The organism is Streptomyces sp. NPDC059989 (genome assembly GCF_042736975.1).
In the GTDB taxonomy this organism is placed as follows: Bacteria; Actinomycetota; Actinomycetes; order Streptomycetales; family Streptomycetaceae; genus Streptomyces.
In genome coordinates, this window is sequence record NZ_JBHWUO010000011.1 from 1 (window position 1) to 26,135 (window position 26,135).

Here is a 26,135-nt window from a genome sequence, read left to right on the forward strand (position 1 = left end):
GCGGGGCTATCTATAGCCCCGCCGGCGTTTGAGGCGCGGGGTCTGGGGCGGAGCCCAGGTCTTGAGCGGGTCCGGGCGGAGCCCGGGGAACGGTGGAAGGGCGGGTAGGGGACCCGGCTCCGCGCAGCGGCAACCCGGCGGGCCTAGCCGCCCAGCAGCTCCGCCAGGATCGCGGCATGGCTGGACGCCGGGTCCTTGACCGCGGTCAGCAGGGTCACCGGCCCAGCCGCCGCCAACCCCCGCAGGCGGGCCAGCTCCGTCACTGCCTCCGGCTCCGCCAGCTCCGCTTCGTACCGCCGTCGAAACTCCCCCGCGGAGCCACCCCCGTGAAACCACCTCCGCAGCTCCGCCGACGGCGTGACCGCCCGGGGCCACTCGTCCACCCCCGCCGCCTCCTTCGACAGCCCCCGCGGCCACAGCCGGTCCACCAGCACCCGCACACCGTCCGCCCCCGGCTCGGCGGCGTCGTACACCCTCCGGATCCGGATCACCGTCACCCGCCACCTCCCAGTCCCTTGACCTCGTCCCACACCGCCGGATCCAGCACCCCCATCCGCTTGCGGAACTCCCACAGCGACACCTCCGCCGGCCGGTCCGCCTCCAGGAAGGCCGCCCGGCCCTGCGCCCCCACCGTCCCCGGGGGCAGCGGGATCACCCCGGCCCGCCGGTCGTCGTACTTGCCGGTGATCCACGCGACCCGCGCCCGGTGGCCCCGTACCGGCCCCACCGCCAGGACCAGGCACATCCGGCCGTCCGCCAGACACCACAGCTCACCCGCCCGCGGCCGCGGCGGCGGCCCGGTCCCGTGCGCGGGCGGGGCCCGGCGCGGGAGCCCCAGCCGAGCCCCGGCGACCAGCAGCACCAGCGCCACGGCCACGACCGCGGCCACCGCCGGCCACCAGGACGTGTCCATGCTTCGACCGTAGCCGCGCGGGAACGCCCCGGCATGGCAACGTGTGGCAACGTGCGTGCCCGCCGTCGCTCCCCCGGGTGACAGCGCAGGTGATTCCCCCCACAACGGCCCGCCGCGGAGGAGCGACCGGCCGTTTCGCGCCTTACGCTCGACCCACGCACGGCCCGCATTCCGTCCACGGACCGTCCACGGAGGTTCACGCTCCATGAAGCTCACCGTCGTCGGCTGTTCGGGGTCGTTCCCGTCCGCGGAATCGGCCTGTTCGAGCTACCTCGTCGAGGCCGACGGCTTCCGGCTGCTCCTCGACATGGGCAACGGCGCCCTCGGCGAGCTGCAGCGCCACATCGGGCTCTACGACCTCGACGCGATCTTCCTGAGCCATCTGCACGCCGATCACTGCATCGACATGTGCGCGTACTTCGTCGCCCGCTTCTACCGGCACGAGGGCGGCCGCTGCGGCACCATCCCCGTCTACGGCCCCGAGGGCACCGAGAAGCGCCTTTCCACCGCCTACGACGACGTCCCCGACGAGCGCTCGATGAGCGAGGTCTTCGACTTCCGCACCCTTAAGCCGGGCAGCTTCGAGATCGGCCCCTTCCAGATCCGCACCGAGCGGGTCAGCCACCCGGTCGAGGCGTACGGCATCCGCATCGAGCACGGCGGCCGCTCGCTCACGTACTCCGGGGACACCGGGACCTGCCCCGAGCTGGGCCTGCTCGCCGAGGGCACCGACCTCTTCCTCTGCGAGGCCTCCTTCACGCACGGCAAGGAGGACATCCCCGACCTCCACCTCAACGGCCGCGAGGCCGGCGAGTACGCGCGCGGCGGCCGGGTCGGCCGGCTCGTGCTCACCCACATCCCGCCGTGGACGGACGCCGCGCAGAACCTCGCCGACGCCCGCGCGGTCTACGACGGCCCGGTGGACCTCGCGTACTCGGGCGCCGTCTACGAGGTCTGAGCCACCGCACGCACGACGAAGCCCCCGCCCTCCCTTCCGGGAGAGCGGGGGCTCCGTCGTATGGACGGGCGGGCCTACTTGGCCTCGGCCTTCAGCAGCTCGGCGAGCTCCTCGTCCGACTCGCGGCCGGGGGTGGGGAGGTTCCACTTGGTGATCGCGAAGCGGAAGACGAAGTAGTAGACCGCCGCGAAGCACAGGCCGATGCCGGCCAGGCCCAGCGGGTTGTCGGCGATGCCCAGGTTCAGCAGGTAGTCGACCAGACCGGCCGAGAAGCCGAAGCCGTCACGCATGCCCAGGGCCCAGGTCAGCGCCATGGAGATACCGGTGAGGACCGCGTGGATCGCGTAGAGCACCGGGGCGATGAACATGAAGGTGAACTCGATCGGCTCGGTCACACCGGTCACGAAGGAGGTGAGCGCGAGGGAGAACATCATGCCGCCGACGACCTTGCGGCGCTCGGGGCGGGCGCAGTGCACGATCGCGAGGCAGGCCGCCGGGAGGGCGAACATCATGATCGGGAAGAAGCCGGTCATGAACTGTCCGGCGTTCGGGTCACCGGCGAGGAAGCGGGCGATGTCACCGTGGACGGCACCGTTGGCGCCGTCGAAGGAGCCGGCCTGGAACCACGGGAAGGAGTTCAGCAGGTGGTGCATGCCGATCGGGATCAGCGCACGGTTGGCGACACCGAAGATGCCCGCGCCGACCGAACCGGAACCGACGAGCCACTCACCGAAGTTGTGCAGACCGGTGCCGAGGACCGGCCAGATCAGACCGAAGACGATACCGGTGGCCAGACCCGCGAGGGCGGAGAGGATCGGGACCAGGCGGCGGCCGCCGAAGAAGCCCGCCCAGTCCGGCAGCTTGGTCCGGTAGAACTTCTGGTACAGCAGGGCGGTGATGATGCCCATCACGACACCGCCGAGGACACCGGCGTTGACGGCCGCGTCCACGTGGATGATCTTGTCGCCGTCGACCTTGGCGACCTTCGGCAGGTTGCTGTCGGTGAAGGTGGCGAGCACCTTCTGGAAGACCAGGTAACCGGTGACGGCCGCGAGGGCGGTCGAACCGTCCGACTTCTTCGCGAAGCCGATCGCGATGCCGACGGCGAACAGCAGCGCCATGTTGTCGAGGATCGCGCCACCGCCGGCGGCCATGTAGCCGGCGATCTTGAGGATGAACGTCGGGAAGACGTCCTTGTCGCCGAGCATGTCGTCCGCGCCCAGGCGGAGCAGCAGCGCACCGGCAGGCAGCACCGCAACGGGGAGCATGAGGCTCCGGCCGATGCGCTGCATGACGGCCATCACGCCAGCGCCCTTCTTCTTTTCCGCAGCGGTCGCTGTGGACATGTGGTTCCTCCAGTGGGCAAGGCGCCGCCAGGGGACATGAACAGGGGGGACGGCGGCGTCTCAGAAAGGGAGACCACGGCTGTTCGGCACGCGCATGGTCTACACCATTCGGTGGTGTAGACCAGTTGTAGCACGGTCGGGGTTAGATAAGGAACCTTCGATTTTCTGTGGTCTAAACCACACGACGAAGGGCCCTCGGATCGAAGGATCCGAGGGCCCTTGAGGCGCGGGGCGTAAGGCCCTCGCCCCTCTACGCCTTCACGTTCTCCGCCTGCATCGCCGCGATCTCCTCGTCCGACTCCCGGCCCGGGGTGGCCAGATCGAACTTGGTGATCGCGAAGCGGAAGATCACGTAGTAGACGACCGCGAAGCACAGCCCGATCGGGATGATCAGCCAGGGCTTCGTCGCCAGGTTCCAGTTGATGACGTAGTCGATCAGGCCCGCCGAGAAGGTGAAGCCGTCGTGCACCCCCAGCGCCCACGTCACCGCCATCGACACACCCGTCAACACCGCGTGGACCGCGTACAGCAGCGGCGCCAGGAAGAGGAACGAGTACTCCAGCGGCTCGGTGATCCCGGTGACGAAGGACGTCAGGCCGATCGACAGCATCAGCCCCCCGACCTCCTTGCGCCGCTGCGGCTTCGCACAGTGCGTGATCGCCAGCGCCGCCGCCGGCAGCGCGAACATCATGATCGGGAAGAAGCCGGACAGGAACAGGCCGGCGTTCGGGTCGCCGTGCAGGAACATGTTGACGTCGCCGTGGTACGTCTCCCCCTTCGGCGTGGTGTACGACCCGAACTGGTAGAAGAGCGGCACGTTCAGGAACTGGTGCAGGCCGATCACCAAGAGCGCGCGGTTCGCGACGCCGAAGATCCCCGCCCCCCACGAGCCCAGCCCGGTCAGCCAGTCGGAGAAGCTCTCCAGCGCGTCGCCGACCGGCGGCCAGATCCACAGGCAGAGCCCGGCGAAGGCGATCGCGACGAAGGACATGATGATCGGCACCAGCCGGCGGCCGTTGAAGAACCCGAGCCAGTCGACCAGCTTCACGCGGTGGTAGCGCTGCCAGAACCAGGCCGCCAGCAGGCCCATGATGATGCCGCCGAAGACACCCGGATTCTGGTACTCGAACCCGGTGAACGTGTTGTTCGCCGCCAGGCAGCCCCCGGCGACGGCCTTGCTCCCCTCCGCGCAGTCCTTCGGGAACGCGTGCAGCACCCCCCGGTAGACCAGGAAGCCCACCACCGCGGCGAGCGCGGTCGAGCCGTCGGCCTTCTTCGCCATGCCGATCGCGACGCCGATACAGAAGAGGAGCGGCAGGCCGAGGTCGGCGTTGAGCAGCGCCTCTCCCGCGCCCTTCATGACGTTGGCGACGACCGTCCAGTTGAGGCCCTTGTTGCCGAAGACGTCCTCCTGGCCCAGCCGGTTGAGGATGCCCGCCGCGGGCAGTACGGCGATCGGCAGTTGAAGGCTCCGCCCCATCTTCTGCAGCCCCTGGAACAAGCCGTTCCACCACTTTTGCTGTGGCACTGCTGCGGCGCTGCTCGCGCTCATCGGCGTCCTCCCTGACCGGCCCGTTTTTGGGAGCCGCAGCACTTGCGGCACACTGGTGTAGACCAGTTGCGGGCAGGCTGCTGCTGATCGTCATCATTCGGCAGATGGCAGTCATGTGCCCGCGTAGATGGGCCAACCGTGCGTTAACGTGACAAAGCGGACCGCACAGGTGGGAACCATGTACCTGGCCGCCGAGACCCGTTCTTCGTAACACTCAGGGAGAAACACATGGCCACCAAGGCTGAGAAGATCGTCGCCGGGCTCGGCGGCATCGAGAACATCGAAGAGGTCGAGGGCTGCATCACCCGCCTGCGCACCGAGGTCATCGACCCGAGCAAGGTCGACGAAGCCGCGCTGAAGGCCGCCGGCGCCCACGGCGTCGTCAAGATGGGCACCGCGATCCAGGTCGTCATCGGCACCGACGCCGACCCGATCGCCGCCGACATCGAAGACATGATGTGAGCTGAGCCCCACCGGCTCCACCCCACCACCCGAGGACCCCGTACCGGACGCACCCGGACGGGGTCTTCGCGTTACGCCGCAGGGACTAGGCTCGGAGACATGTCTCGCATCGACGGCCGTACGCCCGAACAGCTCCGCCCGGTCACCATCGAACGCGGATGGAGCAAGCACGCCGAGGGCTCCGTCCTCATCTCCTTCGGAGACACCAAGGTCTTCTGCACCGCCTCCTTCACCGAAGGCGTCCCGCGCTGGCGCAAGGGCAGCGGCGAAGGCTGGGTCACCTCCGAGTACTCGATGCTGCCCCGCTCCACCAACACCCGCGGCGACCGCGAGTCCGTCCGCGGCAAGATCGGCGGCCGCACCCACGAGATCTCCCGCCTCATCGGACGCTCGCTGCGCGCCGTCATCGACTACAAGGCCCTCGGCGAGAACACCATCGTCCTGGACTGCGACGTCCTCCAGGCCGACGGCGGCACCCGCACCGCCGCCATCACCGGCGCCTACGTCGCCCTCGCCGACGCCGTCGCCTGGGGCCAGAAGAAGAAGCTCATCAAGGCCGGCCGCAAGCCGCTGACCGGCACCGTCGCCGCCGTCAGCGTCGGCATCGTCGACGGCGAGCCCCTCCTCGACCTCTGCTACGAGGAGGACGTGCGCGCCGAGACCGACATGAACGTGGTCTGCACCGGCGACGGCCGCTTCGTCGAGGTCCAGGGCACCGCCGAGGGCGAGCCCTTCGACCGCAAGGAACTGAACGCCCTCCTGGACCTCGCGGCCGGCGGCTGCGCGGACCTGGAAGCCCTCCAGCTGAGTGCGCTGGAACTGGAGCTGTAGGCCCCGCGTCTACGAAGATACGGGCGCACGGTGTCACCACCGTGCGCCCGTCCACGCATCCGATCGCCTTGGGGGATCCTCATGAAGCCGCAGCTGAAGCCGAAGCCGAAGTACCGCCTGGCCGCCATAGCCGCCGCGGCCGCGCTGACCATCCCGGCCCTGACGTCCTGCGACGCGATCTCCACGGCGATGGACTGCGCGAACACGGCGGTGGCCATCACCGACGGCGTCGGCGACCTCCAGCAGGCCGTCTCCCAGGCCGGCAACAGCCCGCAGGACGCCCAGAACGCGCTCAACCAGATCGACGCGAACCTCAAGAAGATCGGCGACCAGACGGACAACGCCGACCTGGGCAAGGCCATCACCTCGATGAACACCGCCATCAAGAACGTCCGCACGTCCATCGAGCAGGGCAACACCGCCCCGGACATCACGCCGGTCGCGGACGCCGCGAGCGAGATCTCGAAGGTCTGCACCCCGGGATAATGGGGGCATGCAGCCCAACCGCCTGATCCTGGCCACCCGCAACGCGGGCAAGATCTCCGAACTCCACGCCATCCTGTCCGACGCCGGCCTGCCGCACGAGCTGGTCGGCGCGGACGCGTACCCGGAGATCCCGGACGTCAAGGAAACCGGCGTCACCTTCGCCGAGAACGCCCTCCTCAAGGCCCACGCCCTGGCCCAGGCCACCGGCCTCCCGGCGGTCGCCGACGACTCCGGCCTCTGCGTCGACGTCCTGAACGGCGCCCCCGGCATCTTCTCCGCCCGCTGGGCCGGCCGCCACGGCGACGACGCCGCCAACCTGGCGCTCCTGCTGGCCCAGCTCGGGGACATCGGCGACGCCCACCGCGGCGCCCACTTCGCCTGCGCGGCGGCCCTGGCCCTCCCGGACGGCACGGAACGCGTGGTCGAGGGCCGCCTCCTCGGCACCCTCCGCCACACCCCGTCGGGCACGGGCGGCTTCGGCTACGACCCGATCCTCCAGCCGTTCGGCGAATCCCGCACCTGCGCGGAACTCTCGCCCGCCGAGAAGAACGCCATCTCCCACCGCGGCCAGGCCTTCCGCGCCCTGGTCCCGGTGGTCCGGGAGCTCCTGGGCTGACCCCGTCCGGCATGCCGAAGGCCCCGTACGCGGCATCTGCGTACGGGGCCTTCGGTGTGATGTGCGGTTGGGGGGACTCGAACCCCCACGGGTTTTACCCCACTTGGACCTAAACCAAGCGTGACTGCCAATTCCACCACAACCGCGACATGTGACCCAATTCGGACATCGAGTCCGGCTGGGTCGGATTCAGTCTAAGGGGCGGCCGGGGAGGGTGTGCGAAATGGCTGACGTCGAGTCCGAGTTGGGTGCCGCGATGCCGGACGCCGGGTGTCGTCGGGCGGGTGGGGCGGGTCAGATGCCCAGGTCCTTGATGATCTTGGCTACGTGGCCCGTGGCCTTGACGTTGTAGAAGGCGTGCTCGACCTTGCCCTCCTCGTCCACGACCACCGTGGAGCGGATGACCCCGGTCACCGTCTTGCCGTACAGCTTCTTCTCGCCGTACGCGCCGTAGGCGGTCAGGGTCTCCTTCTCCGGGTCGCTGACCAGGGTGACCTTCAGGTGCTCCTTCTCGCGGAACTTCGCCAGCTTCTCCGGCTTGTCCGGGGAGACGCCGATGACGTCGTAGCCGGCCGTGGCCAGGAGGTCCAGGTTGTCCGTGAAGTCGCAGGCCTGCTTCGTGCAGCCCGGCGTCAGGGCGGTCGGGTAGAAGTAGACGATCACCTTGCGGCCCTTGTGGTCGGCGAGCGAGACCTCGTTGCCGTCCGCGTCGGGCAGGGTGAAGGCGGGGGCGGTGTCGCCCGGCTGCAGTCGCTCGCTCATCTCAACAGTCTCCTCGGGAGGGCATCGGTATGCCACGAGACTAAGCTGACAGCCTGTAGATGGGGGACTACGCCCCATGCGAGACACGACAACGACGACGGAGGCGCGCGGTGCCGGAAGCCAGGACCCCCGCACAGATCGAGGCGGACATCGTCCGCCGACGCGAGCAGCTCGCCGAGACGCTCGACGAGATCGGTGTGCGCATGCACCCGAAGACGATCATCGGGGACGCGAAGGCACGGGTCGCCTCGACGGTCGACCACACCGCCGGGCGTGCCTTCGTCGCGGTCAACCGTCTCGTGACGGACGTGACCGGCCGACTGCGCCATGAGGACGGGGCCCCGCGCGTCGAGCGGATCGTGCCCGTCGCGCTGCTCGCCGCCGGTGTGGTCGGGCTGCTCGTCGTGTCGGTGCGGCGCAAGCGCGGATGACGCCCTCAGGTAGGTTCAAGGCGTGAGCGAGAACACCACCCACGACAAGCTGCCCATCCGCATGCTTCACGACCGCGTGCTCGTGAAGTCCGACCTGCCGGAGGGCGAGCGCCGCTCCGGTGGCGGCATCCTCATCCCGGCGACGGCCGCGGTGGGCAAGCGGCTGGCCTGGGCCGAGGTGGTCGCGGTCGGGCAGAACGTCCGGACCGTCGAGCCCGGTGACCGGGTGCTGTACGACCCCGAGGACCGGGCCGAGGTGGAGGTGCGGGGGTCGACGTACGTGCTGATGCGCGAGCGGGACCTGCACGCCGTGGCCGCGGAGCGGCTGGAGGGGTCCAAGGACTCCACCGGGCTTTACCTCTGAGCCGACAGCGGCAGCGGTAGATCGAGAAGGGTCGGTGGCGGACGTCACCGGCCCTTTTGCCTGCCCTTTGCTACGGTGGTGGGGAACCCCGACGAGACGCGCCGTACCGGGTACGACAAGACGACGCACCCCGTATCGCTCGATGTCTCGGAGGTGCCGTCATGGCATGGGTTCTTCTTCTCGCCGCCGGTCTGCTTGAGGTCGGCTGGTCGATCGGCATGAAGTTCACCGAAGGATTTACCCGGCTGTGGCCCAGCGTGTTCACGGGCGCCGGGATCGTCGCCAGCATGGTGCTGCTCTCGTACGCCGCCAAGACGCTGCCCATCGGTACGGCGTACGGGGTGTGGGTGGGCATCGGTGCCGCCGGAGCGGCCGTGCTCGGTATGGCGGTGCTGGGTGAGCCCGTCACCGCCGCCCGGATCTTCTTCATCTGTCTGCTGCTGGTCGCCGTGGTGGGGCTGAAGGCGACCTCCGGTCACTGATCCCGGGATCCCGGCTATTCGAGGAACGCCGACGGTGGCGGGCGCAGGCCCTCCGTGACTCCGCCGCCGTCCGCGCCCGTCGTGGTGCCGCCCTGGTTTCCGGTGGTGGTTCCGCCGTTGTCCTGGCCGCCCTGGGTCTGGCCGCCGTTGTTCTGACCCCCTTGGGTCTGGCCGCCCTGCGTCTGTCCGCCGTTGTCCTGGCCGCCTTGCGTCTGGCCCCCCTGCGTCTGGCCTCCCTGGTTCTGTCCTCCGTTGTCCTGGCCGCCCGTCGGGGGCGTCGGGCGTCCCGGCCTGGTCGGCCGTCCCGGGGGCGTCTCCGTGTCCTCGTCCGACGGGGTCTCCGTCGGCTGGTCCGACTGCGTCGGCGGGGTGGTCGGCAGCAGTGCCCCGCCCGGCTGGAGCTCCAGGTCGAAGTCGACGGGGTCGGTGCCCTCCAGGGCCGTCTTCGTGTACTGGGCCCAGATCCGGGCCGGGTAGCCGCCACCGCCGATACGGGGCTCTCCGAGGGCGTCGTACAGCGACTGGAGGCTTCCGGTGTCCGGGTCCTGGCCCATCATCGCGACCACCGTGACCAGGTTCGGGGTGTACGCCGCGAACCAGGCCGAGCGGTCCAGCTCGCCGGTGCCGGTCTTGCCGGCGGCCGGGTGCCCGGCGGCGAGGGCGGCCGTACCGGTGCCGTTGTCGACGACGCTGACCAGCATGGACGTGGTGGTGTCGGCGGCCTCGCGGGTGACGGCCTGGGTGGGGGTGCGGGCGGGCAGGCCGATCGTGTCGTCGCCCTTGGTGATCTTCTCCACGAAGGTGTAGGGGGTGCGGCGGCCGTGGTCGGCGAGGGTCGCGTAGGCCTGGGTCATGTCCAGGACGCTGGCCTGGAGGGTGCCGAGGGCCATGGCCGGGCCGGGGTCGAAGTTCGGGGTGTTCTCGGGGATGCCGAGGTCGACGGCGGTCTGCTTGACCTTCGCGGTGCCGACGTCGACGACCATCTGGGCGAAGACGGTGTTCACGGAGAGGTCGGTGGCGGTGTTGACGCTGATGTTCCCGTACGAGACCTGCCCCTCGTTCTCGGGGGCGTAGGGGATCCGGGTGCCGACGACGCGGCGCTTGTTGTCGCCGTTGTAGATTGTGTTCGGGGTGATCCGGCGGCCGTCCTGGGTGCGGGAGTCGTTCTCGACGGCGGCCGCGAAGACGAACGGCTTGAAGGTGGAGGCGACCTGGTAGTCGTGCCGGGTCGCGTTGTTGACGTACTGCTTGGTGTAGTCGATGCCGCCGTACATGGCGACGACCTTGCCGGTGGCCGGGTCGATGGAGACCCCGCCGGCGCGCACGACCCGGTCCGCCTTGCGCGTTTCCGGGTCGAGTTTGCTCACCATTTGGTCGTCGACGGCTTCGACGAAGGCGTTCTGGCGGCGTTTGTCGATGGTGGTGGTGATGCGGTAGCCGCCTTCGGCGAGGGTTTTGTCGTCGAGGATCTTCCCTTCGACGATGTAGTCCTTGATGGCCTCGACGAGGTATCCGCGCTGCCCGGACAGTCCGGCGGCGGCGCGGACCTTGCCCGGTTCGGGGAACTGGGTCGTCGCGCGCTCGGCGGCGGGCAGCCAGCCCTTCTTGACCATGCCGTCGAGCACGTAGTTCCAGCGGGCGAGGGCGCGCGGGCGGCTCTGGGGGTGGGAGACGACGTCGAAGGCGCTGGGGGAGTTGAGGAGGGTGGCGAGGTAGGCGCCCTCGGCGGTGGTGAGTTTGCCGACGTCCTTGCCGTAGTAGGCCTGGGCGGCGGCCTGGATGCCGTAGGCGTTGCGGCCGAAGTAGCTGGTGTTCAGGTAGCCCTCGAGGATGTAGTTCTTCGACTTCTCGCGACCGAGTTTGATCGCGATGAAGAACTCCTTGACCTTGCGTTTGATGGTCTGTTCCTGGCCCAGGTAGTAGTTCTTGACGTACTGCTGGGTGATGGTGGAGCCGGACTGGGTGCCCTTGCCGGTCGCGGTGTTCCAGGCGGCGCGGAGCATCGCCTTGGGGTCGACGGCCCGTTCGGAGTAGAAGTCCCGGTCTTCCGCGGCCAGTACGGCTTCCTGGACGGTCCGGGGGATCTGCGAGAGCGGGACGTTGACGCGGTTGACCTCGCCGTCGCGGGCGATCTGGGAGCCGTCGGAGTAGAGGTAGACGTTGGACTGGGCGGTGGCGGCGGCGTTGGCCGGCGGGATGTCCACCAGCAGGTAGCCGGCGACGAGGGCGCCGCCGAGCAGCAGGGCGAGGAGCAGGACGCCGCCCAGGACCATGCGCCAGGTGGGGACGACGCGCCGCCAGCCGGTCCGCTTCCGCTTGGCCTTCTTGCCGGGCCCGCCCGGCTGTCCCGGATGGCCCGCCCGTTCCGGCTGTCCCGGATGGCCCGGCTGTTGCTGCTTCCCGGGCCTTCCCGGCTTGCGCTGCTTGCCCGTTGGCTGCGTGCGCGGCTGCGCCGCATCGGGCGGGGTGTCCGGATCGCGAGGGGTCCAGCCCGGTGGTGGTGACTGGTCGCTCATCTCCAGGACTCCTCGGCGCCGTGCGAAATATCCACTTCTGTACCCCTGGTGTCTACCCGATGGCCGGTGATTCCGCTCCGGACGGGCGTAATTCGTTCGCGTGGATCGCCCCTCCGCACTAAGCTCGCGCGCTTTGGCCGACGTAGGACCGACGTGGGACCGACGTAGGAACGACGGGGCAAAACGGAGGGATACGGTGCGTCAGAGGACGCGTGGGAGAGCACGTCTCTACCTGGCGGTCGCCGTGGGCGGATTCCGGCGCTACGCCACCTACGGGATCGCCACGGCGGCCGGGGTGTTCACCAACACCGTGTTCGGCTTCATCGTCGCGTACACCTACATCGCGTTGTGGGACGAGCGGCCCGGGCTCGGCGGCTACGACCAGGCGCAGGCGCTGACCTTCGTATGGGTGAGCCAGTCGCTGCTCGCCGCCGGGGCGCTGATCGGGGGCGGTTTCCAGGAGGAGATCCAGGAGCGCGTCCGTACGGGTGACATCGCCGTCGACCTGTACCGGCCGGCGGACCTCCAGTTGTGGTGGCTCGCGGCCGACATGGGGCGGGCCGCCTTCCAGCTGCTGGGGCGCGGGGTGGTGCCGCTGGTGGCGGGGGCGCTGTTCTTCGAGCTGGCGCTGCCCGCCGATCCGGTGCGCTGGCTGCTGTTCCTGGTCTCGGTGGTGCTCGGGCTGGTGGTGAGCTTCGCCGTGCGCTACCTGCTGGGGCTGCTGGCCTTCTGGCTGATGGACGGGGCCGGGATCAACATGATCGCCACGGTCGTGTCCATCTTCTTCTCGGGGATGCTGCTGCCGCTGACCGCGTTCCCGGGCGGCTTCGGGGAGTTCGTACGGTCCCTGCCGTGGGCGGCGATGCTACAGGTGCCGATGGACGTGCTGTTGGGCGAGCACGCGGGGGCCGGGGGCGCGGTGGAGGCGCTGGTGTTCCAGGCCGGGTGGGTGCTCGTACTGCTGGGTGCGGGGCGGCTGTTGCAGTCGGCCGCGACGCGGAAGGTGGTGGTCCAGGGTGGCTGAGGCGGTGGAGGCGGTGGAGGCGGTGCTGGAGCGGGAGCCGTCCGCTTCCGCGTTCCCGGAACTGCCCCGGCGCAACCGCGCGCTGGAGGGGCTGCGCGGCTACCGGTTGGTGGTGGGGATGTGGATCCGCTCGACGATGACGTACCGGACGTCATTCTTCCTGTCGACCTTCGGGAACGCGGCGATCACCCTCCTCGACTTCGTCGCGATCGTCATCATGTTCTCGCACGTGGACGTCCTGGGAGGGTTCACGCTGCCCGAGATCGCCCTGCTGTACGGGACCTGCACGACCTCCCTGGGCCTGGCGGACCTGCTGCTCGGCAACACCGACCGGATCGGCGTCCGGATCCGGGACGGCTCGCTCGACACGATGCTGGTGCGCCCGGTCCCGGTGCTCGCGCAGGTGGCGGCGGACCGGTTCGCGCTGCGCCGGCTGGGGCGGTGCGCGCAGGGGCTGGGGGTGCTGGCCTGGGCGGTGTCGGTGCTGGACGTGGAATGGACCGTCGGCAAGGTGCTGCTGGTGCCCGTGATGATCACGGCCGGGGCGGGGATCTTCGGTGCGGTGATGGTGGCGGGGGCGGCGTTCCAGTTCCTGGCCGGGGACGCGGCGGAGGTGCAGAACTCCTTCACGTACGGCGGCTGCACGATGCTCCAGTACCCGCCGACGGTGTTCGCCAAGGACCTGCTGCGCGGGGTGACCTTCGTGGTTCCGCTGGCCTTCGTCAACTGGCTGCCGGCGCTGCACGTGCTGGGGCGGCCCGATCCGCTGGGGCTGCCGGGGTGGGTCGCGTACGCGAGCCCGCTGGTGGCCTTCGCGGTGTTCCTGCCCGCGTCGCTGGCGTGGCGCGCGGGAGTCCGTTCGTACCGGAGTACGGGGAGCTAGAGCTGTGGTGGATGCGCTGATCTCGCTGGACGGGGTCGAGAAGGTCTTCGACGTACGGCGCCGGGCGGGGCTGTGGCGCCGGGAGAAACGCCAGGTCAGGGCGGTGGACGGGATCAGCTTCGAGGTGGCCCGGGGGGAGGTGGTCGGCTACATCGGGCCCAACGGCGCCGGGAAGTCGACCACGATCAAGATGCTGACCGGGATCCTGACGCCGAGCGGCGGCCGGCTGCGGGTGGCGGGCATCGACCCGGCGCGGGAGCGGATGCGGCTCGCGCACCGGATCGGGGTGGTCTTCGGGCAGCGCACGACGCTGTGGTGGGACCTGCCGCTGAAGGACTCGTACGGGCTGATGCGGCGGATGTACCGGATCCCGGGGGCGCGGTACCGGGAGAACCTGGAGCGCTGCGTGGACCGCCTCGACCTGGGCGAGCTGCTCGACGTACCGGTACGGCAGCTGTCGCTGGGGCAGCGGATGCGGGGGGACATCGCGGCGGCGCTGCTGCACGATCCGGACGTGCTGTACCTGGACGAGCCGACGATCGGGCTGGACGTGGTGAGCAAGGCGAAGGTACGGGGCTTCCTGCGGCAGCTGAACGAGGAGCTCGGGACGACGGTGCTGCTGACCACGCACGACCTCCAGGACATCGAGCAGCTGTGCGAGCGGGTGATGGTGATCGACCACGGGCGGCTGGTGTACGACGGGGCGCTGGGCGGGCTGCACTCGGTCGGCAACGGCGAGCGGACGCTGGTGGTGGACCTGGAGCGGGAGCTGGCGCCGATCGAGGTGGCGGGGGCGCGGGTGGTGAAGGTGGACGGGCCGCGGCAGTGGCTGGCGTTCCCGGCGGGGGCTTCGGCGGCGCCGCTGGTCGCCGAGGTGGCGGCGCGGTACCCGCTGGTGGACCTGTCGGTGCGGGAGCCGGACATCGAGGACGTGATCGCGCGGATGTACGCGGGGCGGGGCTGAGGGGGCGGAGCCGGGGTTGGGGGATAAATCAGGGAGAAGCCGGGGTAGGAGTGGGGGCCGGGCCATACAACTCCCCTGGAACCCTGCATAGGCTGGTGCGCATGAGTGACGAGCGGCCGGAGAAGCCGTTGCCGGAGCTGAGGGCGTCGGATGCCGACCGGGACCGGGTGGTGGAGCGTCTGCGGGACGCCGTCGCCGAGGGCCGGCTCGACATGGAGGAATTCGAGGAGCGGCTGGAGGCGGCGTACAAGTCCCGTACGTACGCGGAACTGGAACCGCTGACGCGGGACCTGCCGGCGGAACCGATGCCGATGCCGGCGTCGTCCCCCGTTCCCGCGGCCTTCGTATCCGGCTCGGCGTGGCCGGCCCGGATCGGCGGTACGGGCACGTCCGCGACGGCCGTGGCGGTCATGTCGGGGTTCCAGCGCAAGGGCCGCTGGACGGTGCCCGCCCGCTTCGACGCGGTGGCGTTCTGGGGCGGCGGGGAGCTGGACCTGCGCGAGGCGGACTTCGCGCAGCGCGAGGTCGTGATCAACTGCGTCGCGATCATGGGCGGCATCCAGATCACGGTGCCGCCGGGCGTGGAGGTCGACGTACGGGGCTTCGGCCTGATGGGCGCCTTCGACCAACGCGACAGCCCGGGCCCGGCGCAACCGGGCGCTCCGCGCGTGGTCGTCACGGGCTTCGCCTTCTGGGGCGGCGTGGAGATCAAGGTCAAGGCCCCGAAGCTGCCGCCGGGCACCCCGCCGCGCAAGGAGCTGTAGGCCGCCACATCCAGCCTCGCCTGCGGTTGAGGCGCGGGGCCTGGGTCAGCGCCCCGGCAACGGCGCCGCACTCTGCGGCTCTGGCCGGAGCAGAGGTCGGCAGAGGTCAGCAGAGCTCATCCGGCCTCCCCGGCACGGCATCCCCTCGCGGGAGCGAAACGGCGTGCCGGGAACTCCTCCCGCCTCCCGATAGTCGGATGCTATGCAGACAAAACCGGCGCCCCCGGGGGAAGGCAGGACCACGTGAACGACCGCACCAGCACCAGAGGAGCCGCCCCACCGGCGGAGCCCCCGGCGGAGCCGACCCCGGCGCCCACCCGCGGAGCGTTCGTGTTCAACGCCGCCGACGAGGAGCGCCGCCGCGGCGTCCGCCGGATGAAGACCACCGCGACCGGCCTCCTGATCCTGGTCGCGCTGGTCTACGTACTGGCCAAGTACGCCCAGCACGCCTGGGGCGCCGGCGGCTGGGCGGCCTACGTCGCGGCCGCCGCCGAGGCCGGCATGGTCGGCGCGCTCGCGGACTGGTTCGCCGTCACCGCTCTCTTCAAGCGGCCGCTCGGCCTGCCCATCCCGCACACCGCGATCATTCCGACCAAGAAGGACCAGCTCGGCGTCACCCTCGGGGAGTTCGTCGGCGAGAACTTCCTCTCCGCCGACGTGGTCAAGGCCCGCCTGCACGCGCTCGGCATCGGCGGCCGCCTCGGCGCCTGGCTGGCCGAGCCCGCGCACGCGGACCGGGTCACCGCGGAGCTGGCCACGGCGCTGCGCGGAGCCCTGACCGTACTGCGCGACTCCGACGTCCAAGCCGTGGTCGGCGAGGCGATCACGCGCCGCGCCGAGACGGCCGAGATCGCGCCGGGCCTCGGCAAGACCCTGGAGCGGGTCGTCGCGGACGGCGGGCACCACCGGGCCGTGGACCTGGTGTGCGGCCGCGCGGCCGACTGGCTGATCACGCACGGGGAGTCGATCTCGGACGCCGTCCAGGGCGGCGCCCCCGGCTGGACCCCGCGGTTCGTGGACCGGAAGGTCGGCGAGCGCGTCTACAAGGAGCTGCTGCGCTTCGTCACCGAGATGCGGGACATGCCGGAGCACCCGGCGCGCGGCGCGGTGGACCGCTTCCTGACGGACTTCGCGGCCGACCTCCAGTCGGATACGGAGACCCGCGCCCGCGTCGAACGCCTCAAGTCCGAGATCCTCGCGCGCGACGAGGTCCAGGACGTGATCGCCTCCGCCTGGTCGGCGGTCCGCTCGATGATCATCTCGGCGGCGGAGGACGAGCAGAGCGAGCTGCGCCTGCGGGTGCGCTCCTCGCTGATGTCCCTGGGCGCGCGGCTCGCCACGGACGGGCGCCTCCAGCGGAAGGTGGAGGGCTGGATCGAGGGCGCGGTGGTGTACGTGGTCACCACCTACCGGGCCGAGATCACCTCGCTGATCACCGACACGGTGGCGGGCTGGGACGCCGAGCACACCTCCCGCAAGATCGAGGCCCACATCGGCCGGGACCTGCAGTTCATCCGCATCAACGGCACGGTGGTCGGCGCCCTGGCGGGCCTGCTGATCTACGCGGTGTCGCGGGCGTTCGGGGCGTAGGGCCGCGAGGCCCGGGGCGGAGCCCCGATCTTGTAGCCGCACCGGCGCAGTCGGCCGGGGTCAAATTCAGCCCCGCCGGCGTTTGAGGCGCGGGGTCTGGGGCGGAGCCCCAGGAGCCCGGGCGCAGCCCGGGGCCGCTTGCGCCGCGGCGCCGCACCCGGTTCCGGCGGGGCCGGGCGCGCGCCGGGGCACCTCCTCGGGCGCCGAACGTGACCAGGGGTCGGAGAGTGACAGCCGTATTGCGTTCGGCGCCCTGCGGGGGCGCCCGCCACACACCCGGCCCCGCCGAAACCGCCTGCCCGGCCGGCGGTCAGCCCCGGTCGGCGACAGCCCACGCCGCGGCGGCCACGACCCCCGCGGCCCCGAAGACGGCCGGCCACGCGCCGACCTTCTTGGCGAGCGGGTGCGCGCCCGCGAAGCCGGCGAGGTACAGCGCCCCGAGCCCGGCCGCCGCCGGCGCCCCGCCCTGCCGGTGCCACTCCCGCCCGGCCGCGATCCCGGCGGCGCCGAGGACGACCCCACCCAGGGGCCGCTTCTTCGTCCACCGGGCGACGGCGTACCCGCCGACCAGCCCGGCCGCCGCCACCACGGAACTCGGTACCCGCACCATGTCCAACTCCCTGTCTCCTCTGGTGCCACGAGGCTAACGCGGCCGCCCCGCGACCCGGCGGGCGCCCAGCACCCACACCACCACCAGCACGGCTCCGCCGATCACGGCATCCGGCACCGCGTCCCGTACCGCCCGCGGCAGCAGCGCAACGAGACCCAGGACGAGAACGAAGGCGAGGGCGCACCGGCCGGCCGCCCTAAGCAGTCTCTCCACGCCTGCTCAACGCGGCCGCGGGGTGTCCCGACACGGAGGGCGCGGAGGGGATTTGTCGCACACTCGCCGGATCCGTGCGATGTGCGGCGCAGGGAACCCGAAGCGCATAAATTCAATCTCCCCACCCAAACAGGAAATTCCACCCGACCTCAGGAGCCTGGACATCGTGATCTGCTACGGACAGGCCGTCCTAGACCTCGCGGACGAACTGGTCGACGCCTACGCCGACGTCTTCTCCGGCCCGCCGTGGAACGAGGACGAAGAAACCATTCGCCAGTTCGCCACCCGCCTCCAGACCGACTCCCGGCGCCGTGGTTTCCGTACGGCCCTGGCCCAGTCCGCGACCGGCATCGACGGCTTCGCCACGGGCTGGGTCACGCCGGCCGCCTTCCCCAAGGACCGGGCGTACGCGCAGGTCGCGGCCCAACTCGGCCCGGACCGCGTGAAGGAGCTCCTGACCGGCGCGCTGGAGATCGACGAACTCGCCGTACGCCCCTACGCGCGCGGCCGCGGCACCGGCCGCGCCCTGCTCACCGAGATCACCGCCGACGCCCCGGACCGGCGCGCCTGGCTGCTGACCTCCCGCCTCGCCACCGACACCGTGGCCACCTACCGGCGCCTCGGCTGGCACGAGGTCGCGGCCCGCCCCGGCACGGAGACGGGCGTCATCGTCTTCCTGTCCCCGGACCACCCGAACCGCTAGCGGGGCCCTGGGGGACCCCTCACGCCCCTTCGTCTCCGCCACTCCGCACGAACTCTCCCCGGTGCCGCAACCACGACACTGCGGAATCCAGGGCGCGCGACCCCGTGGCGCCGGGGGTCGCGCGCGCCCTCATACCCACACACCCACCGGCGGCGAAGGACACCCACCAGGGGGGTGTCTTCCCGATGGGGCCGGGCATACCGGCCGCATGATGATCACCGCGCAGCAGTCCCCCACCGCACCCCGCCGCCAGCTCAACCTGGCCACGCGCCACCAGCTCACCGCCGCCGGCATTCCCGACGGCACGATCACCTCCCGGGCCCGCCCCGGCGGCCCCTGGCAGCGCCTGCTGCCCCGCGTCTACCTCCTCCAGACCGGGCCCCGGACCACCGGCAACGCGCCCTCTCCGCCGTCCTGTACGCCGCCGAGCCCGCCGCGGACCCCCTCTCCGGGGACACGGCCGCCCTCACCGGCGGCGCCGCGCTCGCCCTCCTCGGCATCCGCGACGCCCCGTACACCCCGGCCGACGTACTGATCCGCGCCCCGCGCCGCCTCACCGGCACCCCGGAGGTCCGGCCGCTCCCGACCTCCCGCTGGCCGCGCACCATCACCGTCTCCGGCATCCCCAGCACCCGCCCGGTCCGCGCGGCAGCCGACTTCGCCGCCCGCGCCGAGGACCCCGACCGCATCCGCTCGACCCTGGCCCACGTCGTCCAGGCCGGCTGGTGCCACCCGCACGACCTGCACGCCGAACTCCGCGCCTCCCGACTCCTCGCCCGCCCCGCGATCCGCGCCGCCGCGGCGGAACTGCTCGCCGGAGTCCGCTCGATCGCCGAGGCCCGGGCCCGCGACACCCTCACGGCGACGGACCTCCCGACCCCCCTGTGGAACGCCCGCCTCTACACCCCGGACGGCACCTTCCTGGCCAGCCCGGACGCCTACTGGCCCGACGAGGGCGTCGCCCTGGAGATCGACTCGGCGGAGTACCACTACACGCGCGACGCCTGGCACGCCACCCTCCGCCGCCGCCTCCGCCTGGAATCCCACGGCATCCTGGTGGTCAGCGCGACCCCGTCGATGATCCGCGACACCCCCACGGAGGTCATCTCGGCCCTCCGCACCCTCCTCGCTTTGGCCACCACCCGCCAAACCCCACCCACAGCCCATGCCCGCGGCCATCAGCAGCTGCAACTGTTCGGTACCGCCCCTGCTGGCCGGTGACGGGCCTCAGCCGAGTGGCAGGAGTGGGGGCGGTGATGCCGCACACTTGTTGGGAACCGGGGTCGATGTCAGTGGGGTCTGTCACCCTCTGTGATGGCTGGTGGCACAGGGCGCCAGCGCTGTACGTGATAGAAGGAGGGTGCATGACCAGCACTGAGGCGGTATTCACCTCGATCGAGATTTGTGCTGGAGCCGGAGGACAGGCCATCGGCCTGCACGAGGCGGGCTTCAAGCACCTTGCGCTGGTGGAGATCGACCAGCATGCGGCCGCTACGCTGCGCAGAAACATCGAGACACGCGCGACGTGGGCGTGGGAGCAGCAGCACTGCGACGTGCTCGAGATGGACGTCAACGACTTCCGGCCCGACAAGCACCTGACGAAGCAGGGCTCGCAACTCGAGCCGCGCGAACTCGACCTCCTGGCCGGCGGGGTTCCGTGCCCCCCCTTCTCGCACGCGGGCAAGCAGCTGGGCAGGGACGATGAGCGTGATCTCTTCCCGAGGATGCTCGACCTCGTCAAGAAGCTGAAACCCCGCGCGGTGATGATCGAGAACGTGCGCGGAATCATGGACCCGAAGTTCTCCGACTACCGAGACTGGATCCAGGCCAGGCTGCAGGGTGGCGACTACCGCGAAGAGGACGGGAGCGCGGCCCATGACAGGGGCCTCGGCTATACGGTCTGCAAGTGGGACGTCCTGGAGGCCAGTGACTTCGGCGTGCCGCAGCTCCGTCCGCGCGCCATTCTGGTCGCCATCCGCGACGACGTACTCAAGGATCTGAAGTACGAGTGGCCGACCCCCACTCACGAGGACCCGGTCAGCGTCGCGGTAGCGCTCGACGAGACGATGCGTGAGCGGTACGAGCGCTACTACGACGGCGCCCACGGGCAGCTCGCTCGCAAGAAGTACGACGAGTGGCTTGACAAGGCCACGCGCCGTGACGCCGAGCTGAAGGGCAAGGGTGCTGAGCCGAGGAGCAAGGCCGGCGGCATCGCGCCCACACTCGTCGGTGGTTCCAAGAAGCACGGAGGGGCGGACCTCGGCCCGAGCCGGGCCAAGGCGTCCTGGAAGCTGCTTGGTGTCTCCGGACTCGGTGTTGCCAATGACATCGTCACCTGCGAGAAGAAGGGATCCGAGGGCAGGGATCTCTTCGGGCCCGACGGGCCGATGCTCACGGTCGAGCAAGCGGCGATCATTCAGGGCTTTCCCCGGGACTGGCAGTTCACCGGCGGCAAGACCGCGCAGTACCGGCAGGTCGGCAATGCCTTCCCGCCGCCCGTCGCGGCGGCAGTCGGCAAGTCGATCATCGAGGTCCTCATGGCGGCCCGCGAGCGGGGCCAGGGGCAGTCCTAATCAGGCCGTGCCCGCACCGGTTCCGCGGGCGCGGCGCTTTTCCACCTCGGCCGCGATCCGGACCGCACAGTCGGCAGCGGCTTCGTGCTCCCAGAACCTGAGCACCGTCCAGCCGGCTTCCCGCAGGCGCTGGTTGGTGTCCCGGTCGCGTGCCATGTTCCCAGCGACCTTCCCGGACCAGTAGCCGGGGTTCGTCTTGGGAGGCACATAGTGCTCGGGGCAACCGTGCCAGTAGCAGCCGTCGATGAACACGGCCACCTTCGCCGGCCCGAAGACGATGTCGGCGGTCCGGCGAAGGTCCTTGACGGGCCGCGCCGCCACTCGGTAGCGCAGCCCCCGAGCGTGCAGCATGCTGCGGATCAGCCGTTCCGGTTTGGTGTCACGGCTCCGGATCGCCTGCATGTTCCTGCGCCGCGCCGCCGACGAAGCCCATGACCCTTCCGGAGGCGTCCACGGGTCGCTCATTGCTTCAGACCTCAGTCGCTGCTAGATGATGTGTGCGCGGGGAGGAGCGGTGCCGGGATCACCGGGTCCCCGCTCTCGGCCAGGACCCAGGACTCCCCGTTGATGACGGCAGAGGGCCTGCTGTCTCCCGGGATGCTCCGGACGACACGGGCACTGACGAAATCGCCCTCCTGCGGCACAGGGAGGGAGAGCTGCCGGGCGATCTCCTGGTGTGCGCTGTAGTCGCCCATGATGATGACTCCCTCACGGCGGAGCGAGGACCTGGCACCGCCGTTTCCCCGGACTCGTTTCATGTAGTCCTTCTGCTGGGCAACGGTCCGTACGACGTTCCGTCCGATCCGGCGGCGCTGAGCACGCAAGAACAGCTCGTTGAGCCTGGCCTGGCCAGACTTCTTGGCGAACACGGCCTCGCGGTCTGCGGGATCCATGTGGAGCAGGGTGTTCTCGGGCAGCTCGACATCCCGCCAGAGCCAGCGGATTTTTGTGCGGTGCTCCGCCTTGACCTGCAGTTTCATGTCCCGGTTGCTTCCCCCGTTCAGCAACTCGGGGACGATCCGGAGCAGGCCGGCGCTCCAGACACTGTTGTAGTCGTCCGCCCAGACGAGTAGGCACAGGTGCCCCATTGCCTCCGGCGGGATCATCCAGCCGCCGAACTTCTGCGAATACTTGCAGTCGACGTCCACGCCTCCGATCCGGTAGTCCATGTCGATGCCGTCCTCGAACGCGAACTCGCGCTGGAGGTTGATCTCGACGACTGTTCCGGCGTGGGTCTTCTCCGTCTTGAACAAAGACTTCCAGTCGTACCGGCCCGTCACTTCGCCGTTCAGCAGCTGATCGATTGTGTCTCTCAGTACCGTGGCGAACCGCTGGCCCACAGGGTCGAGCCGGCGCAGCTGTGTGTAGACCAGGGCCAGTTCGGGGTCGTCCTGGGGCAATGCCTGGTCCTGGATGATCAGGGCAGCGGAAATGTCCGGAGACAGCAAGCGGACCACCTGTCTGGTAAGGGGTGGCGGCCTCAGAGGAGCCGACCGCGGGATGGCAATGAGCCTACCGGCGCGGTCAGTCCGGGCGGTCCTGTCCGCCGGCGGCTGTCAGGTGCCCGCTCCGAGTACCAGCCCGAACAGCAGGAACGCCAGGGTCAGAGTTCCGGCGAACGCAACGGCCCCCGTGATGATCGACGCCGCCACCGAACGGTGGTCCCACCGCGCCACCGCGACCGCAGCTCCGGCCATGAACAGGGCGAACACCACGGCGATGGCGATCATGAGGACCAGTGCGGACAGTGAGATGCTCAGCATGTAACGGTCAACTCCATTGAAAGAGCGGGCATGGGTGCGGTGTCCCTGGACGGTTTCGGGCAGGGGGAGGAGGTGGAGCGGTGTGCTGTTCTTGCTCCGCGATGCCGGATCCCGGCAGATGCGGTGACGTGCGGGATGTTCCTGTCGGCTACGGCCGTCGGCTTCCCCCTCGGGGCAGGGCGGCACGCAGGACGAGTTCGGCCTGATCGGTGAGGCCAGCACAGATCAGCGTGATCGCCAGCCGCATGGTGTCCTCGTGTCCGCGCTCGCGTCCGCTGAGCAGGAGCGCTTCCCCGAGCCCGGGGTGCCCGCTGGCGTACAGGTCGGCGGCAGCGGCGCAGAGCTCCTCATGGGTGAGCGCCTTGCTCGCGGACCAGGCGATGTCGATGACCCCGCGGCGGTCACCAGCGGACTGGGCCGTGATCAAGGAACGGACGGTTTCGCCGATCTTTCCTTCGTCGCTGCTGTGCCGGTCGTGTGCCGGTCCCTCTGCCGGTCCCGTGCCGGACTGGGGGGACGGCGCGGACGAGGTGGTAGCAATCTGCTCTGCCGCGCGGATGTCGCTGCGCTCCTGCGGCGGAACGGCGGGGGTGTTCCGCCGCGCATGCTTCCGCAGTCGTTCGAGGTGCTCGAGCTGGTCCGGGACGGCGGGGGCGCATCGGCGCACCGCGTCGTGGATGGCTCCGAGTACGGCGGCGGAGGGCACCCGGCGGCCAATCCAGTAGTTGGACAACGTGCTCGACGCGATGCCGAGGTAGTGGGCGCGAGTCCCCTGCTTCTCCATCGGCATGGCGGATATGAGGTCGCGGAAACGCGCCGCGTACTTCAGCCGTGCCGGGCTGCACTCACTCCAGTAGGCGCTGCCGACCTGACCTCTGGCGGCCATGGATCCTCCTGAGTAACGAGATTGACGGAGGATCAGTCTTTTGATCAGCGGTGGGATGCGCAAGCGGCAAACCCTTGAATTCGCAGATAGCTGTTTGCGCTACCCCTTATCCGCAGCGGGCCGATGTTTGCACTTCGGGGAGCGTGGCGCGAAAGGTGTTTGCGCTAAGGCGAAAACATCCAAACGGGCTTGATTTGCATGGCGTGCTGCCCCAGAGAATGGCTTCTGTCGATGAGTGTCGGCCCGGGAACGGCCGGCTGGTGAACGCTACTTAGGGGATTTATCGTGACGATCGCAGGCATTCCGTCGTGGCGTAACGGAGAGCTCTCGACGATGGCCCGCTGCGCGCTGTGGCTGGCTACGGAGGTCGGGGTCGGGGAGGTCTTCACGAAGACCCAGCTGCGGGAAGCGTTTCCGGAGACGTCGCAGATTGACCGCCGCATGCGCGATCTCAGAGACCGGGGGTGGCGCATCGCCACCAACCGGGACGACGTGACGCTCAGCTCGAACGAGCACCGTTTCGTGGAGATGGGGGCCGAAGTCTGGAAGCCCGGCCAGTCGAGGGTCAAGCCGGCTGCGGTGGTGTCGGCTCCGCAGCGGCGTGAGATCCTCGACCGTGACGATCATCTGTGCCGCGTGTGCGGGATCGCTGCCGGCGAGGCGTACGACGGCGGGATCGAGACCGCTCAGCTGGACCTCGCGCGCCGGGAGGTCACCAACTCCGGCAGCGTGAGCGTCGAGCTGGTCACCGAGTGCCGCCGTTGCCGGATCGGAGGCCGCGGCCAGCAGACTGACCTGGGCGGTGTACTCGATCGTCTGGAGCAGATGAGCCAGGTGGAGCGGGAGCACTTCGCGCAGTGGGTGGCCGCAGACCGCAGGGACTTCAGCCTCCTGGATCGGCTGTGGGGGGAGTACCGGAGCCTGCCGGCGGAGTCGCGCGGGACGGTCCGCCAGGCGCTTGGGCAGTCGTAGCGAGCGTGGGCGAGATGGCCGGCAGCAGGACGGGCGGACGCCCGAGTCAAGGAGACATGTGGGGATGCTGAACTTCGATCTTCCTCCGGACGCCGAGGCGAACGTGGAGTTCGTCGCACGCCGGCTCAAGGAGCCTGTAGAGGCTGAGGGTGTCCGGGAGACCGTCACCGTCGACTGGAACGGACGACCGCTCCACGTGGGCGTGATCGACGTGCCGCTCCACCGTCTCTACTACAACCCGGCGACGCACCGGATCCGGGCGCAGCGGGGACATGATCCGGAGCTCGCGCGCGGCCTGGATGCGAATCCGTGGAGTCCGGAGAGTCAGGAATACCTCAACCGCCTCCTCGTCGGGAAGCCGGCGAACCCGGACGAGAACGACCCAGACTTCGAAGCCCTGATGGACAGCCTCAAATCCATCGACCAGCAGGAGCCGGGGCTCATCACGCACGAAGGCATCCTGGTCAACGGCAACACGCGCGCGGCCGCACTCCGGAAGCTGGGGCGCCCGTCGATCCGGGTCGGCGTGCTGCCTCCGTCCTTCACTTGGGAAGACATCAACGCGGTCGAGCTGGCCCTGCAGCTCCGGCCCGACGAGCGCCGGGACTACTCCTACATCAACCGGCTGATCGCCATGGAAGAGCAGGAGCTGATGGGCCGCAAAGCGGCTGACATCGCCCGTGCCTTCCATGTGCAGCTCAAGACGTTCCAGCAGGAACGCTGGATCCTGAGTGTCATCAGGGACATGATCGACCGGAGCGGGACTCTGGAGGGGGCCCGGCTCGCGCTGTCTGACTTCGAGGGGCACCAGGAGAACCTCAAGGAGCTGCACCGCACCTACATGAAGGCGTCGGCTGCTAGCCAGGAGCGAGCCGAGCTGGTCAAGGAGAACAGGATCGTCGCCATCCTCCTCGACTTCGCGAAGACGAAGACGCGTCTCATCGGTGAGGGATTCCAGGCGGAATACCTGGAAGCCAACCTGCCGGACCTGCTGAGGGCTGATGCCGGCGAGGCGGCCTCACCAGTAGCGATTCCAGGACTCGGCGTCTCGGTCCCGGCTGATTCGGACCCCGTCCGTCAGGCCCGTGCGGCGACGGACCGGGTGCTGAAGGCCAAGGCCTCGGAATCGGCTCGCCACCTTTCCTCCGAGAGCCGGGAAGCCGCCCAGCGGGAAGTGACGGAGGCCCGCCGGGGAATGCGGCGTGCGCTCGACGAGGCGGAGCGCGATGACCGGCTCAAGCGGGTACGGCAGACCACCGCAGAGCGGCTGGACGATGCGCGGGCGGCGATCGACCAGAGCGTCGCCGACCTCGTGCAGGCCCTGGGGAAGGGCAGCCTGGACGAGGAGAGCTTCGACAGCGCACTGCTGCGCTTGAAGGGGAGCATGGCGAAGCTGGCGCGCCAGGCCAGCCGCGGCGTTGCCAAGCCGGGCAGTGGCGTTAACTGGCTGATCAAGGCGAGCGAGGGCTGA

Annotated in this window: 29 protein-coding genes, 1 tRNA gene, 1 pseudogene and 1 riboswitch; of the genes and pseudogenes, 18 read left to right on the forward strand and 13 right to left on the reverse strand. The window is 69.9% G+C overall.

The annotated features are described in order from the left end of the window. Positions 1-143: 143 nt before the first annotated feature. Positions 144-491, reverse strand: a complete 348-nt coding sequence (locus ACFWBN_RS12010) for a DUF488 domain-containing protein (RefSeq protein ID WP_385175110.1) — start codon at positions 489-491, stop codon at positions 144-146. A 2-nt stretch (positions 492-493) separates the two neighbouring features. Next, positions 494-913, reverse strand: coding sequence for a hypothetical protein (locus ACFWBN_RS12015; RefSeq protein WP_385174610.1), 420 nt, complete (start codon positions 911-913; stop codon positions 494-496). Positions 914-1,118: 205 nt separating this feature from the next. Here ACFWBN_RS12015 and ACFWBN_RS12020 point away from each other — a divergent pair, with 205 nt between their 5' ends. Then, complete coding sequence (locus ACFWBN_RS12020; RefSeq protein WP_385174612.1) at positions 1,119-1,871, forward strand: MBL fold metallo-hydrolase; 753 nt, start codon at positions 1,119-1,121, stop codon at positions 1,869-1,871. Between the two features lie 74 nt (positions 1,872-1,945). Here the strand turns inward: ACFWBN_RS12020 and ACFWBN_RS12025 are convergent, their stop codons facing one another. Next, positions 1,946-3,217 (reverse strand): PTS transporter subunit EIIC, encoded by a 1,272-nt coding sequence (locus ACFWBN_RS12025; RefSeq protein ID WP_385174615.1) that lies wholly within the window; start codon positions 3,215-3,217, stop codon positions 1,946-1,948. 250 nt (positions 3,218-3,467) lie between these two features. Further along, positions 3,468-4,769, reverse strand: a complete 1,302-nt coding sequence (locus ACFWBN_RS12030; RefSeq protein WP_385174618.1) for a PTS transporter subunit EIIC — start codon at positions 4,767-4,769, stop codon at positions 3,468-3,470. Positions 4,770-4,991: 222 nt separating this feature from the next. On the opposite strand from ACFWBN_RS12030, the pseudogene ACFWBN_RS12035 reads away from it, so the two are divergent. The 4 genes and pseudogenes from ACFWBN_RS12035 to rdgB form a co-directional block, all read left to right on the forward strand. Beyond that, positions 4,992-5,231: pseudogene (locus tag ACFWBN_RS12035) on the forward strand (glucose PTS transporter subunit EIIB); the annotation flags it as partial. Positions 5,232-5,330: 99 nt separating this feature from the next. Further along, positions 5,331-6,062 carry a ribonuclease PH gene (gene rph / locus ACFWBN_RS12040; RefSeq protein WP_385174622.1) on the forward strand — a complete coding sequence of 244 codons (732 nt, stop codon included), beginning with the start codon at positions 5,331-5,333 and terminating at the stop codon, positions 6,060-6,062. Positions 6,063-6,143: 81 nt separating this feature from the next. Then, a complete protein-coding gene (locus ACFWBN_RS12045; protein WP_385174625.1) occupies positions 6,144-6,548 on the forward strand; it encodes a hypothetical protein in 405 nt (134 codons plus the stop codon). A 7-nt stretch (positions 6,549-6,555) separates the two neighbouring features. Continuing rightward, on the forward strand, positions 6,556-7,164 hold the full coding sequence (gene rdgB, locus ACFWBN_RS12050; protein WP_385174628.1) for an RdgB/HAM1 family non-canonical purine NTP pyrophosphatase: 609 nt from the start codon (positions 6,556-6,558) through the stop codon (positions 7,162-7,164). Between the two features lie 62 nt (positions 7,165-7,226). On the opposite strand, the gene ACFWBN_RS12055 is transcribed toward rdgB, so the two are convergent. Together ACFWBN_RS12055 and bcp are read right to left on the reverse strand one after the other, a co-directional pair. After that, positions 7,227-7,310: transfer RNA gene (locus ACFWBN_RS12055), tRNA-Leu, on the reverse strand. A gap of 148 nt (positions 7,311-7,458) precedes the next feature. Continuing rightward, entirely contained in the window at positions 7,459-7,926 is a 468-nt protein-coding gene (gene bcp, locus ACFWBN_RS12060; RefSeq protein ID WP_385174631.1) for a thioredoxin-dependent thiol peroxidase, read from the reverse strand. A gap of 110 nt (positions 7,927-8,036) precedes the next feature. Here bcp and ACFWBN_RS12065 point away from each other — a divergent pair, with 110 nt between their 5' ends. The 3 genes from ACFWBN_RS12065 (at position 8,037) to ACFWBN_RS12075 (ending at position 9,203) form a co-directional block, all read left to right on the forward strand. Continuing rightward, positions 8,037-8,357 carry a DUF3618 domain-containing protein gene (locus ACFWBN_RS12065; protein WP_385174634.1) on the forward strand — a complete coding sequence of 107 codons (321 nt, stop codon included), beginning with the start codon at positions 8,037-8,039 and terminating at the stop codon, positions 8,355-8,357. Between the two features lie 22 nt (positions 8,358-8,379). Continuing rightward, complete coding sequence (locus tag ACFWBN_RS12070) at positions 8,380-8,721, forward strand: GroES family chaperonin (RefSeq protein WP_385174636.1); 342 nt, start codon at positions 8,380-8,382, stop codon at positions 8,719-8,721. Between the two features lie 58 nt (positions 8,722-8,779). Continuing rightward, positions 8,780-8,851, forward strand: a riboswitch (guanidine-III (ykkC-III) riboswitch). Positions 8,852-8,882: 31 nt separating this feature from the next. Next, positions 8,883-9,203, forward strand: coding sequence for a DMT family transporter (locus tag ACFWBN_RS12075; protein ID WP_385174639.1), 321 nt, complete (start codon positions 8,883-8,885; stop codon positions 9,201-9,203). 14 nt (positions 9,204-9,217) lie between these two features. On the opposite strand, the gene ACFWBN_RS12080 is transcribed toward ACFWBN_RS12075, so the two are convergent. After that, positions 9,218-11,719, reverse strand: coding sequence for a transglycosylase domain-containing protein (locus tag ACFWBN_RS12080; protein WP_385174642.1), 2,502 nt, complete (start codon positions 11,717-11,719; stop codon positions 9,218-9,220). Between the two features lie 196 nt (positions 11,720-11,915). On the opposite strand from ACFWBN_RS12080, the gene ACFWBN_RS12085 reads away from it, so the two are divergent. The 5 genes from ACFWBN_RS12085 (at position 11,916) to ACFWBN_RS12105 (ending at position 16,944) form a co-directional block, all read left to right on the forward strand. Continuing rightward, on the forward strand, positions 11,916-12,743 hold the full coding sequence (locus ACFWBN_RS12085; RefSeq protein WP_385174645.1) for an ABC transporter permease: 828 nt from the start codon (positions 11,916-11,918) through the stop codon (positions 12,741-12,743). After that, entirely contained in the window at positions 12,736-13,626 is an 891-nt protein-coding gene (locus ACFWBN_RS12090) for an ABC transporter permease (protein ID WP_385174648.1), read from the forward strand. Before ACFWBN_RS12085 ends, ACFWBN_RS12090 begins: the two co-directional genes overlap by 8 nt. A gap of 4 nt (positions 13,627-13,630) precedes the next feature. Then, positions 13,631-14,590 carry an ATP-binding cassette domain-containing protein gene (locus ACFWBN_RS12095; RefSeq protein WP_385174650.1) on the forward strand — a complete coding sequence of 320 codons (960 nt, stop codon included), beginning with the start codon at positions 13,631-13,633 and terminating at the stop codon, positions 14,588-14,590. A 101-nt stretch (positions 14,591-14,691) separates the two neighbouring features. Beyond that, the gene (locus tag ACFWBN_RS12100; protein ID WP_385174653.1) at positions 14,692-15,354 is read left to right on the forward strand and encodes a DUF1707 domain-containing protein; all 663 of its coding nucleotides are present in this window, start codon (positions 14,692-14,694) and stop codon (positions 15,352-15,354) included. A 330-nt stretch (positions 15,355-15,684) separates the two neighbouring features. Beyond that, positions 15,685-16,944, forward strand: a complete 1,260-nt coding sequence (locus ACFWBN_RS12105) for a DUF445 domain-containing protein (protein WP_385175113.1) — start codon at positions 15,685-15,687, stop codon at positions 16,942-16,944. 310 nt (positions 16,945-17,254) lie between these two features. Here the strand turns inward: ACFWBN_RS12105 and ACFWBN_RS12110 are convergent, their stop codons facing one another. After that, entirely contained in the window at positions 17,255-17,554 is a 300-nt protein-coding gene (locus tag ACFWBN_RS12110; protein ID WP_385174657.1) for a hypothetical protein, read from the reverse strand. 33 nt (positions 17,555-17,587) lie between these two features. Further along, positions 17,588-17,767 carry a hypothetical protein gene (locus ACFWBN_RS12115; RefSeq protein ID WP_385174660.1) on the reverse strand — a complete coding sequence of 60 codons (180 nt, stop codon included), beginning with the start codon at positions 17,765-17,767 and terminating at the stop codon, positions 17,588-17,590. 166 nt (positions 17,768-17,933) lie between these two features. Between ACFWBN_RS12115 and ACFWBN_RS12120 the strand changes: the two genes are divergently transcribed. The 3 genes from ACFWBN_RS12120 to ACFWBN_RS12130 all read left to right on the forward strand — a co-directional run bounded on the left by ACFWBN_RS12120 (position 17,934) and on the right by ACFWBN_RS12130 (position 21,043). Next, a complete protein-coding gene (locus ACFWBN_RS12120) occupies positions 17,934-18,470 on the forward strand; it encodes a GNAT family N-acetyltransferase (RefSeq protein WP_385174663.1) in 537 nt (178 codons plus the stop codon). A 174-nt stretch (positions 18,471-18,644) separates the two neighbouring features. Continuing rightward, entirely contained in the window at positions 18,645-19,691 is a 1,047-nt protein-coding gene (locus ACFWBN_RS12125; protein WP_385174666.1) for a hypothetical protein, read from the forward strand. A gap of 143 nt (positions 19,692-19,834) precedes the next feature. After that, positions 19,835-21,043, forward strand: a complete 1,209-nt coding sequence (locus ACFWBN_RS12130; RefSeq protein ID WP_385174669.1) for a DNA cytosine methyltransferase — start codon at positions 19,835-19,837, stop codon at positions 21,041-21,043. Here the strand turns inward: ACFWBN_RS12130 and ACFWBN_RS12135 are convergent, their stop codons facing one another. From ACFWBN_RS12135 to ACFWBN_RS12150, 4 genes are all read right to left on the reverse strand, one after another. Further along, entirely contained in the window at positions 21,044-21,445 is a 402-nt protein-coding gene (locus ACFWBN_RS12135) for a very short patch repair endonuclease (protein ID WP_385175116.1), read from the reverse strand. It lies immediately after the preceding gene. Between the two features lie 74 nt (positions 21,446-21,519). Then, positions 21,520-22,500, reverse strand: a complete 981-nt coding sequence (locus tag ACFWBN_RS12140) for a NaeI family type II restriction endonuclease (protein WP_385174673.1) — start codon at positions 22,498-22,500, stop codon at positions 21,520-21,522. Positions 22,501-22,599: 99 nt separating this feature from the next. After that, entirely contained in the window at positions 22,600-22,806 is a 207-nt protein-coding gene (locus ACFWBN_RS12145; RefSeq protein WP_385174676.1) for a hypothetical protein, read from the reverse strand. Between the two features lie 148 nt (positions 22,807-22,954). Continuing rightward, a complete protein-coding gene (locus ACFWBN_RS12150; protein ID WP_385174678.1) occupies positions 22,955-23,692 on the reverse strand; it encodes a hypothetical protein in 738 nt (245 codons plus the stop codon). 285 nt (positions 23,693-23,977) lie between these two features. On the opposite strand from ACFWBN_RS12150, the gene ACFWBN_RS12155 reads away from it, so the two are divergent. Both ACFWBN_RS12155 and ACFWBN_RS12160 read left to right on the forward strand, forming a co-directional pair. Further along, positions 23,978-24,664 (forward strand): hypothetical protein, encoded by a 687-nt coding sequence (locus ACFWBN_RS12155; protein WP_385174681.1) that lies wholly within the window; start codon positions 23,978-23,980, stop codon positions 24,662-24,664. A 64-nt stretch (positions 24,665-24,728) separates the two neighbouring features. Further along, the gene (locus ACFWBN_RS12160; RefSeq protein WP_385174684.1) at positions 24,729-26,135 is read left to right on the forward strand and encodes a transcriptional regulator; all 1,407 of its coding nucleotides are present in this window, start codon (positions 24,729-24,731) and stop codon (positions 26,133-26,135) included.

Excerpts from the sequence above, each read along its gene's own strand:
- ACFWBN_RS12015 (WP_385174610.1), bottom strand. The coding sequence starts at position 913 with ATGGACACGTCCTGGTGGCCGGCGGTGGCCGCGGTCGTGGCCGTGGCG.
- ACFWBN_RS12020 (WP_385174612.1), top strand. The coding sequence starts at position 1,119 with ATGAAGCTCACCGTCGTCGGCTGTTCGGGGTCGTTCCCGTCCGCGGAA.
- ACFWBN_RS12025 (WP_385174615.1), bottom strand. The coding sequence starts at position 3,217 with ATGTCCACAGCGACCGCTGCGGAAAAGAAGAAGGGCGCTGGCGTGATG.
- ACFWBN_RS12030 (WP_385174618.1), bottom strand. The coding sequence starts at position 4,769 with ATGAGCGCGAGCAGCGCCGCAGCAGTGCCACAGCAAAAGTGGTGGAAC.
- rph (WP_385174622.1), top strand. The coding sequence starts at position 5,331 with ATGTCTCGCATCGACGGCCGTACGCCCGAACAGCTCCGCCCGGTCACC.
- ACFWBN_RS12045 (WP_385174625.1), top strand. The coding sequence starts at position 6,144 with ATGAAGCCGCAGCTGAAGCCGAAGCCGAAGTACCGCCTGGCCGCCATA.
- rdgB (WP_385174628.1), top strand. The coding sequence starts at position 6,556 with ATGCAGCCCAACCGCCTGATCCTGGCCACCCGCAACGCGGGCAAGATC.
- bcp (WP_385174631.1), bottom strand. The coding sequence starts at position 7,926 with ATGAGCGAGCGACTGCAGCCGGGCGACACCGCCCCCGCCTTCACCCTG.
- ACFWBN_RS12075 (WP_385174639.1), top strand. The coding sequence starts at position 8,883 with ATGGCATGGGTTCTTCTTCTCGCCGCCGGTCTGCTTGAGGTCGGCTGG.
- ACFWBN_RS12080 (WP_385174642.1), bottom strand. The coding sequence starts at position 11,719 with ATGAGCGACCAGTCACCACCACCGGGCTGGACCCCTCGCGATCCGGAC.
- ACFWBN_RS12100 (WP_385174653.1), top strand. The coding sequence starts at position 14,692 with ATGAGTGACGAGCGGCCGGAGAAGCCGTTGCCGGAGCTGAGGGCGTCG.
- ACFWBN_RS12110 (WP_385174657.1), bottom strand. The coding sequence starts at position 17,554 with ATGGTGCGGGTACCGAGTTCCGTGGTGGCGGCGGCCGGGCTGGTCGGC.
- ACFWBN_RS12130 (WP_385174669.1), top strand. The coding sequence starts at position 19,835 with ATGACCAGCACTGAGGCGGTATTCACCTCGATCGAGATTTGTGCTGGA.
- ACFWBN_RS12135 (WP_385175116.1), bottom strand. The coding sequence starts at position 21,445 with ATGCAGGCGATCCGGAGCCGTGACACCAAACCGGAACGGCTGATCCGC.
- ACFWBN_RS12145 (WP_385174676.1), bottom strand. The coding sequence starts at position 22,806 with ATGCTGAGCATCTCACTGTCCGCACTGGTCCTCATGATCGCCATCGCC.
- ACFWBN_RS12150 (WP_385174678.1), bottom strand. The coding sequence starts at position 23,692 with ATGGCCGCCAGAGGTCAGGTCGGCAGCGCCTACTGGAGTGAGTGCAGC.
- ACFWBN_RS12160 (WP_385174684.1), top strand. The coding sequence starts at position 24,729 with ATGCTGAACTTCGATCTTCCTCCGGACGCCGAGGCGAACGTGGAGTTC.